The following is an 8,331-nucleotide window of genomic DNA, read 5'->3' as shown; positions in this document are numbered from 1 at the left end:
TACGCCGTAGGCGATGCCGAGGAAGATCAGCCAGGCGAACAGGGCCTTGGTCAGGGCGTTGCTCCAGGTCATCTCCTGGGCCAGGGTGAGGACCCCATCGCCGATGGCGAGCAGCGTCTCGTTGCCGCCCTCCCAGAGATCGGCGAGATCGTAGAGCAGCGTATAGAGGTTATTGAGGACTACATAAACGAAGGTAACCAGCGTCATGGCGGCGAGGAGGAAGGCGATCAGGCCTTCCTCCAGGCGCGCCCAGACGCGCGCGAGCGCGTGCATGGGCTTTCCCTCTTCTTATTGGGCCTGGTTGGCGGCTTCGGCGGCCTTGATCAGGTCGGCGCCGATCTCGCCTTCGAACTTCTTCCACACCGGCTGCATGGCCTTGCGCCATTCGGCCCGCTGTTCGGGAGTGAGTTCGATGATCTCGCTGGTCTTGGCCTCGACGATGCGCTGCTTGTCGCCCTGGTTGAGCGCCTCGGCCTGCTTGTTCACCTCCACGGTGACCTCGTCCATGGTCTTGGCCAGCACGCCGCGCACGTCTTCCGGCAGGCCGTTCCAGAACTTGGTGTTGGTGATCACCATGTAGTCCAGCACGCCGTGGTCGGACTCGGTGATGTACTTCTGCACTTCGTGCATCTTCTGCGAGTAGATGTTCGACCAGGGGTTCTCGGTACCGTTGACCACGCCGGTCTGCAGGCCCTGATAGACCTCGGCGAAGCTCATCTTGCGCGGGTTGGCGCGCACCGCCTTGAACTGTTCCTCGAGCACCTTGGAGGCCTGCACGCGGAACTTCAGGCCGCGGGCGTCCTTCGGCTCGCGCAGGGGCTTGTTGGCGGACAACTGCTTCATCCCGTTGTGCCAGTAGCCGAGGCCAGTGATGCCCTTGTCCTGCATCGAGGTCAGCAGCTCCTTGCCCTGCGGGCTCTGCTGGAAGCGGTCGACTGCCTGGATGTTGTCGAACAGGAACGGCAGGTCGAAGATCTGCAATTTCTTGGTGTACTGCTCGAACTTGGCCAGCGACGGCGCGATGATCTGCACGTCGCCCAGCAGCAGGGCTTCCATCTCCTTGCCGTCGCCGAACAGCGACGAGTTCGGGTAGACCTCCACCTTGACCTTGCCCGGCAGGCGTTCCTCCACCAGTTTCTTGAACAGCAGCGCGCCCTGGCCCTTGGGCGTGTGCTCGGCGACGACGTGGGAGAACTTGATGACGATCGGGTCGGCCGCCTGGACGATTCCGGCGACGGTCAGGGAAAGTGCGCAGACGAGCGCCTTCGCGGTGTGCTTGAGCATGAGACTTCCTCTTTGTTCTTGTCTGTCTTTTATGAAGAGGACAGATGTCCTCTCGGCGTGGCCGAACAAGGGAAGTCTAGGCAGCGCAGCGGCAGATGCTGCGTGAATCGGAAAAGCGCCTGGTCTTCTGCTTGTTGGAACGCTCGGGAAGCCGTGAGCAAGCCCTGTGCCAGTCGGGCAAGGGCGTGCAGGGGAGATGCTGCGGGCGCGAATGGCGAACGGCTGGCGGTATTCCGCCATTCATTCGCCATCATCTGGCGGATTCTCGCCAGGCGTGTTGAACGGCAGGCCGTGCTTGCGCAGCTTGTCGTGCAGGGTCTTGCGCGGGATACCGAGGGCCTCGGCGACGCTGCGCAGCGAATTGTGCGGGCGTTCCAGCTCGGCGGCGATCAGTGAGCGTTCGAAGGCCTCGACCTTGGCGCTGAGGTTGTGCGGCTCGTCGGCGGCGTCGGGCAGGACTCCATCGTCCAGGCTCAGGCCGAGGCCCAGGGCGAAGCGCTCGGCGGCGTTCTGCAATTCGCGCACGTTGCCCGGCCAGTCGTAGGCCAGCAGCCGCGCCGACTGGCCGGCGTCCAGTTCGCGTGGCGTCAGGCCATGGCGCATGGCGCCGGCTTCGGCGAAATGGCGGAACAGCAGCGGGATGTCCTCGCCGCGCTCGCGCAGCGGTGGGATGCGCAAGCTGGCGACGTTGAGGCGGTAATAGAGGTCGGCGCGGAAGCGGCCCTGGTCGGCGGCCTGGCGCAGGTCTTCCTTGGTTGCCGCGATGATGCGGATATCCAGCGGGATCAGCTGGTTGGAGCCGAGCCGCTCGACTACCCGTTCCTGCAGCAGGCGCAACAGCTTGACCTGCACGTCCAGGCTCATGCTCTCGATCTCGTCGAGGAACAGGGTGCCGCCATTGGCGTACTCGAACTTGCCGATGCGGCGCTTCTGCGCGCCGGTGAAGGCGCCGGCCTCGTGGCCGAACAGTTCGCTCTCCACCACCGATTCGGCGAGAGCGCCGGCGTTGATCGCGACGAACGGTCCGTCGCGCCGGCTCGACAGGTCATGCAGGGCCCGCGCGACCACCTCCTTGCCGGCGCCGGTTTCGCCAAGGACCAGCACGTCGGCCTGGATCGCCGCCAGCGAGCCGACCTGCTCGCGCAGGCGCTGCATGCCGGCCGAGCGTCCGATCAGGCGCCCATGCAGTTCGTGGCGTTCGGCCAGGGCCAGGCGCAGGGTGCGGTTCTCCAGGACCAGCCGGCGCACCTCCAGGGCGCGGCGCACGCTGTCGAGCAGGGCGTCGCTGGGGAAGGGCTTTTCCAGGAAGTCATAGGCGCCGCCGCGCATGGCCTGGACCGCCAGCGGCACGTCGCCGTGGCCGGTGATCAGGATCACCGGCAGGTCGGCGTCCTGTTCGTGCAATTGGCGGAGCAGTTCCATGCCATCGATGCCGGGCATGCGGATGTCGCTGACCACCACCCCGGGCCAGTCCTTGCACTGCGCGGTATCCAGCTGGCGCGCGTCGTCCAGGGTCGCGACCTTGAGCCCGGCGAGGTCGAGCGTCTGGCGCAGGGCCTGGCGCAGGTGCGGATCGTCGTCGATCAGCAGGACCTGGGTCTGGGCATCGAATGGCGCGAAGGGACTCATGCGCGGGTTTCCTCCTGGGGCATGGCGGCGACGCCGGGAACTCCCGGCAGCAAGTGCAGGCGCACCACGGCGCCGCCTTCGAGATGGTTGCCCATTTCCAGGCGGCCGCCGAGGGCGCGCAATAGGTTATCGCAGATGGCCAGGCCGAGGCCGAGCCCTTTGGCGGTGGTCTTGGTGGTGAAGAAGGGTTCGTGGGCGTGGGCCAGGGCGTCCTCGGAAAACCCCGGGCCGTTGTCGCGCAGGGTCAGGATCACGCCGTGCTGGTCCTGGCTGGCGATCACCCATAGGCGCCGTGGCGGAGCTTTCTCGGCGAGCGCGTCGAGGGCATTGGTGAGCAGGTTGCCGAGGATCTGCCGCAAGCGGGTCTCGCCGGCCTGGACCCACAGCGGGGCGTCCGGCACGTCGCGCAGCAGTTCGACGTTCATCGCCCGCCGCCGACTGGCGAGCATCGACAGGGCGTCCTCGATCGCCGGCTGCAACTGCACGTTCTCCGGCGCCCGGCGCGCACCGCGGGCATAGGCCTTGAGGTGGGCGATGATCGAGGCCATGCGGGTGGTGAGGTCGCTGATCTGCTCGAGATTGCCGCGGGCGTCTTCGGTGCGCTGGTGGTCGAGCAGCACCCGGGCGTTGTCGGCGTAGCTGCGGATCGCCGCCAGCGGCTGGTTGAGTTCGTGGCTGATGCTCGCCGACATGGTGCCGAGGGCCGTGAGCTTGCCGGCCTGGACCACTTCGTCCTGGGCGCGCATCAGCTCGCGCTGGGCCTGCTCGCGTTCGTGGACTTCCTGCTGCAACTGCGCGTTGGCGTTCTCCAGCTCGCGGGTGCGTTCCAGTACGCGCTCTTCCAACTGGCGCTTGGCCTCGGCCTCGAGAGCGATGCGGTCCAGGTAGTGACGGCGGCTGAGGGTCAGCAGGGTAAGCAGCAGGAGCAGGGCGAGCAGGGTCGCGCCGCCGATCAGCAGGACGCTGCGCACCGGCCGTTCGATGAGGGTGCGGGGGGCGTAGATGCTCACCGTCCAGCCGGTTTCCGGCAGCGTCCGGCTCTGGCTGAGCCAGGCGCTCTGCTGCAGGCGCAGGGGCTTCGGGTCCTGCACCGGGTAGGGGATGTTGGCGTGGATCTCGTCGCGCTCCGCCGCGCTCAGCGGCCGACTGGCATGGAAGCGCCAATCCTCGCGCGAGGAGAGGATCACCACGCCGTAGTTGTCTATCACCAGCAGTTGCTCCGGGGAATTGCCCCAGAGCCGTTCGATGTGTTCGAGATCGACCTTCACCACCAGCACGCCGATGATCCGCGAGCCTTCCTTCACCGCACTGGCGAAGTAGTAGCCGCGCTTGATCGAGGTGGTGCCCAGGCCGAAGAAGCGCGCCAGGCGGCCCTGCATGGCCTCGCGATAATAGGGGCGGAAGGCGAAGTTGCGGTGGACGAAACTGTCCGCCTGGGCCCAGTTGGAGGCGACCTGGGTAGTGCCGTCCGGTTGCAGCAGGTAGATCACGTCGGCGCCGGTGCGTCGGCGGATGTCGGCCAGCGCCTCGTTGGCGATCTTCTGCAGCAGCGGGTCGCCAGGTTGTTGCAGGGCCTGGCGCAGCACCGGCAGGCCGCCGAGGATCTGCGGCAGTTCTTCGTAGCGGCGCAGCGTGCCGAGCAGGTTGGCGACGTAGAGGTCGAGCGTCTGGCGGTTCTGCTCGGCCAACTGCTCGCTGTAGTAGCGCTCGGCGAAATATTGCAGGGGCCAGAGCAGCGGCGCGAGAAGCAGGGCGAGGATGACCAGCGAGCGCCAGCGATGGAAATAGGCTTTCAAGACGAACGAACCTGTCGTGGCTGCGAGTATCCGGGGCATCCCGGACGGGATGCCCTAAATTATCACGCCTTGCGCCGAGTCCGGTCGCTCCCTGCCGTTCAGGGGAAGCAGTCGGCGTCGGCGAATGACTTGCCCTGGCGGTCCTTCTCCGAAAGCAGGGGGGCATCCTGCAGCGGCCAGTCGATCTTCAGCTCGGGATCGTTCCAGACGATGCAGCGTTCGTGTTCCGGCGCCCAGAAGTCGGTGGTCTTGTAGAGGAACTCGGCGTATTCGCTGAGCACCACGAAGCCGTGCGCGAAGCCGGCCGGAATCCACATCTGGCGCTTGTTCTCCGCGCTCAGGCGTTCGCCTACCCAGTGGCCGAAGGTCGGCGAGCCGCGACGCAGGTCGACGGCCACGTCGAATACCTCGCCGAGGGTGGCGCGCACCAGTTTTCCCTGGGCTTGCCGGATCTGGTAGTGCAGGCCGCGGAGGACGCCACGGGCGGAACGCGAATGGTTGTCCTGGACGAAGCTGACCGGATGACCGCAGGCCTCCTCGAAGGCGCGCTGGTTGTAGCTTTCGAAGAAGAATCCGCGATCGTCGCCGAACACCCGGGGTTCGAAGAGGATGACGTCGGGGATTGCCAGGCGGGTCGCTTTCATCAGTACACGGTTCCAGTCAGCAGGCGCTTGAGGTATTGGCCGTAGCCGTTCTTGGCCAGCGGCGCGGCGAGTTTTTCCAGTTGCGCGGCGTCGATCCACTTCTGCCGGTAGGCGATCTCTTCCGGGCAGGCCACCTTGAGACCCTGGCGGTTCTCCAGGGTGGCGATGAACTGGCCGGCCTCGAGCAGCGAATCGTGGGTGCCGGTATCCAGCCAGGCGTAGCCGCGGCCCATGATCTCCACGCTGAGCTGGCCGCGCTCCAGGTAGGCGCGGTTGACGTCGGTGATCTCCAGCTCGCCGCGCGGCGAAGGCTTCAGGTCCCTGGCGATGTCCACCACCTGCTGGTCGTAGAAATACAGGCCGGTGACCGCGTAGTTCGACTTCGGCTTCAGTGGCTTCTCTTCCAGGCTGATGGCCTTGCCGCCCTGGTCGAACTCGACCACGCCGTAGCGCTCCGGGTCCAGCACGTGGTAGGCGAAGACACTGGCGCCGGTCTGGCGCTGCGAAGCGCTGCCGAGCAACTCGTGGAAGTCGTGGCCGTAATAGAGGTTGTCGCCCAGGACCAGCGCGCTGAGGTCGTTGTCGATGAACGACTCGCCGATCAGGAAGGCCTGGGCCAGGCCGTCCGGCGACGGTTGCACGGCATATTGCAGGTCCAGGCCCCAGTTCGAACCGTCGCCCAGCAACTGCTGGAAGCGTGGGGTGTCCTGTGGGGTCGAGATGATCAGTATCTCGCGGATGCCCGCCAGCATCAGGGTACTGAGCGGGTAGTAGATCATCGGCTTGTCGTACACCGGCAGCAGCTGCTTGGAGATGGCCAGCGTTGCCGGGTGTAGGCGGGTGCCCGAGCCTCCGGCGAGGATGATGCCCTTGCGTTTCATAGTGGTCCCTGCTCGCTTAGTTCCTGGATCATGCGTCCGGCATGGTAGCGCCAGTCGGGCAGTACCAGGCCGAAGACCTGTTGCAGCTTGTGGTTATCGAGGCGCGAATTGGCCGGACGCTTCGCCGGCACCGGGTAATCCTCGGTGGTGATCGGCAGGACCCGCTGCGGCGTCGCCTGCAACTCCCAGCCCCGCTCCAGCGCCTGTTCGATGACGAAGCGCGCATAGAGGTGCCAGGACGTCTCACCGCTGGCGACCAGGTGGTAGGTGCCGCTGGCCCGTGCTGCCAGCTCGGCGTCCCAGCGCAGGCGCTGCAGGGCCTGGGCGGTGACGTCGGCGATCAGCTCGGCGCTGGTCGGCGCGCCGAACTGGTCGGCCACGACCTTGAGTTCGTTGCGTTGCCCGGCCAGGCGCAGCATGGTCTTGGCGAAGTTCCCGCCGCGCGTGGCGTAGACCCAACTGGTGCGGAAGATCAGGTGGCGGCAGCCGCTGGCGCGGATGGCCTGCTCGCCTTCCAGCTTGGTCTGTCCGTAGACGCTCAGCGGGCCGGTCGGCGCGTCCTCGGCGAAAGGCGCGCTGCCCGCGCCGTCGAACACGTAGTCGGTGGAGTAATGCACCAGCCAGGCGCCGCAGGCCGCGGCCTCCTCGGCCAGTACCGCGACGGCGCGGGCATTGATCAGGCGGGCGTTGTCGGCATCGCTCTCGGCCTTGTCCACCGCGGTGTAGGCACCGGCGTTGATGATGAACTGCGGCCGCTCGGCGCGAACCAGTCGCGCCAGGCCTTCGGGGTCGGCGAGATCGGCGCGCCGGCGGTCGCAGACCAGCAGTTCGCCCAGCGGCGCCAGGGCGCGCTGCAGCTCCCAGCCGACCTGGCCGTTGGCGCCGAGGAGAAGGATCCGGTTCATGCGTACTGCTTACCCACCCACTCGCGGTAGGCACCGCTGGTTACGTTGGCCACCCAGTCCTGGTTGTCCAGGTACCAGCGCACGGTCTTGCGGATGCCGGTCTCGAAGGTTTCCGCCGGTTTCCAGCCCAGCTCGCGCTCCAGGCGCGTGGCATCGATGGCGTAGCGGCGGTCATGGCCCGGACGATCCTTGACGAAGGTGATCTGCTCGCGATAGCTGCGGCCGTCGGCGCGCGGCTGCTCCTGGTCGAGGATGGCGCAGAGGGTCTCGACCACGTCGAGGTTGGCCTTTTCGTTCCAGCCGCCGACATTGTAGGTCTCGCCCAGTTGCCCGGCTTCGAGGACCCGGCGGATGGCGCTGCAATGGTCCTTGACGTAGAGCCAGTCGCGGATCTGCTGGCCGTCGCCGTAGATCGGCAGCGGCTTGCCGGCCAGGGCGTTGTGGATCACCAGTGGGATGAGCTTTTCCGGGAAGTGGTACGGGCCGTAGTTGTTCGAGCAGTTGGTGGTCAGCACCGGCAGCCCGTAGGTGTGGTGATAGGCCCGCACCAGGTGGTCGGAGGCCGCCTTGGACGCCGAGTAGGGACTGTTCGGCTCGTAGCGGTTGTTCTCGGTGAAGGCCGGATCGCTCGGTGCCAGCGAGCCATAGACTTCGTCGGTGGAGACGTGGAGGAAGCGGAATGCCGCCTTCGCTTCCGGCTCCAGCGCGCCCCAGTAGGCGCGCACTTCTTCCAGCAGGCGGAAGGTGCCGACGATGTTGGTCTGGATGAAGTCCTCGGGGCCGTGGATCGAGCGGTCCACATGAGATTCCGCGGCGAAGTTGAGGATCGCCCGCGGCTGGTGCTCGGCGAGCAGGCGGGCTACCAGCTGGCTATCGCCGATATCGCCGGCGACGAAGGTGTGCCGGGCGTCGCCGTCGAGGCTGGCGAGGTTCTGCCGGTTGCCGGCGTAGGTGAGCTTGTCGAGGCTGACCACCGGCTCGTCATGCAGGGCCAGCCAGTCGAGCACGAAATTGGCGCCGATGAAGCCGGCGCTGCCGGTCACGAGAATCGTCATGAGTCATACCTTGTTCAAGCAGTGGTTGTCCGTAGGGCTGCTTCGACACGTCCCGCCAAGGTGTACCAATCGATCGTGAAGACGACGATTAGTACGGGAAAAATGGCGATCCTGCCAACCCCAGATCTGGTAGGTGC

General features: G+C 66.3%; 7 protein-coding genes and 1 pseudogene. All 8 read right to left on the bottom strand.

Features of this window, described 5'->3' with window-relative positions:
* Window positions 1-273: pseudogene (gene dctQ / locus HMPREF2914_RS27470) on the bottom strand (C4-dicarboxylate TRAP transporter small permease protein DctQ); the annotation flags it as partial.
* Between the two features lie 15 nt (window positions 274-288).
* On the bottom strand, window positions 289-1,284 hold the full coding sequence (gene dctP / locus HMPREF2914_RS27465; RefSeq protein ID WP_003105525.1) for a C4-dicarboxylate TRAP substrate-binding protein DctP: 996 nt from the start codon (window positions 1,282-1,284) through the stop codon (window positions 289-291).
* A 240-nt stretch (window positions 1,285-1,524) separates the two neighbouring features.
* Entirely contained in the window at window positions 1,525-2,913 is a 1,389-nt protein-coding gene (dctD, locus tag HMPREF2914_RS27460) for a two-component system response regulator DctD (RefSeq protein ID WP_003096187.1), read from the bottom strand.
* The gene (gene dctB, locus HMPREF2914_RS27455) at window positions 2,910-4,748 is read right to left on the bottom strand and encodes a two-component system sensor histidine kinase DctB (protein ID WP_049875018.1); all 1,839 of its coding nucleotides are present in this window, start codon (window positions 4,746-4,748) and stop codon (window positions 2,910-2,912) included. Before dctB ends, dctD begins: the two co-directional genes overlap by 4 nt.
* Before the next feature lie 59 nt (window positions 4,749-4,807).
* Window positions 4,808-5,353 carry a dTDP-4-dehydrorhamnose 3,5-epimerase gene (gene rfbC, locus HMPREF2914_RS27450; RefSeq protein ID WP_009314461.1) on the bottom strand — a complete coding sequence of 182 codons (546 nt, stop codon included), beginning with the start codon at window positions 5,351-5,353 and terminating at the stop codon, window positions 4,808-4,810.
* On the bottom strand, window positions 5,353-6,234 hold the full coding sequence (gene rfbA / locus HMPREF2914_RS27445) for a glucose-1-phosphate thymidylyltransferase RfbA (RefSeq protein ID WP_023092732.1): 882 nt from the start codon (window positions 6,232-6,234) through the stop codon (window positions 5,353-5,355). Before rfbA ends, rfbC begins: the two co-directional genes overlap by 1 nt.
* Complete coding sequence (gene rfbD / locus HMPREF2914_RS27440) at window positions 6,231-7,139, bottom strand: dTDP-4-dehydrorhamnose reductase (protein ID WP_023092731.1); 909 nt, start codon at window positions 7,137-7,139, stop codon at window positions 6,231-6,233. Before rfbD ends, rfbA begins: the two co-directional genes overlap by 4 nt.
* Window positions 7,136-8,194 (bottom strand): dTDP-glucose 4,6-dehydratase, encoded by a 1,059-nt coding sequence (rfbB, locus tag HMPREF2914_RS27435; RefSeq protein WP_003096179.1) that lies wholly within the window; start codon window positions 8,192-8,194, stop codon window positions 7,136-7,138. Before rfbB ends, rfbD begins: the two co-directional genes overlap by 4 nt.
* Window positions 8,195-8,331: the final 137 nt, after the last annotated feature.

It is taken from the genome of Pseudomonas sp. HMSC067G02 (assembly GCF_001813485.1).
Classification (GTDB): Bacteria; Pseudomonadota; Gammaproteobacteria; order Pseudomonadales; family Pseudomonadaceae; genus Pseudomonas; species Pseudomonas aeruginosa.
The sequence above is the reverse complement of the archived record's forward strand: the minus strand, read 5'-3'. Positions and strand labels throughout refer to the sequence as shown.

What these genes read in the sequence shown, in the direction of transcription:
- dctP (WP_003105525.1), bottom strand. Translation starts at nt 1,284, where the DNA reads ATGCTCAAGCACACCGCGAAGGCGCTCGTCTGCGCACTTTCCCTGACC.
- dctD (WP_003096187.1), bottom strand. Translation starts at nt 2,913, where the DNA reads ATGAGTCCCTTCGCGCCATTCGATGCCCAGACCCAGGTCCTGCTGATC.
- dctB (WP_049875018.1), bottom strand. Translation starts at nt 4,748, where the DNA reads ATGCCCCGGATACTCGCAGCCACGACAGGTTCGTTCGTCTTGAAAGCC.
- rfbC (WP_009314461.1), bottom strand. Translation starts at nt 5,353, where the DNA reads ATGAAAGCGACCCGCCTGGCAATCCCCGACGTCATCCTCTTCGAACCC.
- rfbA (WP_023092732.1), bottom strand. Translation starts at nt 6,234, where the DNA reads ATGAAACGCAAGGGCATCATCCTCGCCGGAGGCTCGGGCACCCGCCTA.
- rfbD (WP_023092731.1), bottom strand. Translation starts at nt 7,139, where the DNA reads ATGAACCGGATCCTTCTCCTCGGCGCCAACGGCCAGGTCGGCTGGGAG.
- rfbB (WP_003096179.1), bottom strand. Translation starts at nt 8,194, where the DNA reads ATGACGATTCTCGTGACCGGCAGCGCCGGCTTCATCGGCGCCAATTTC.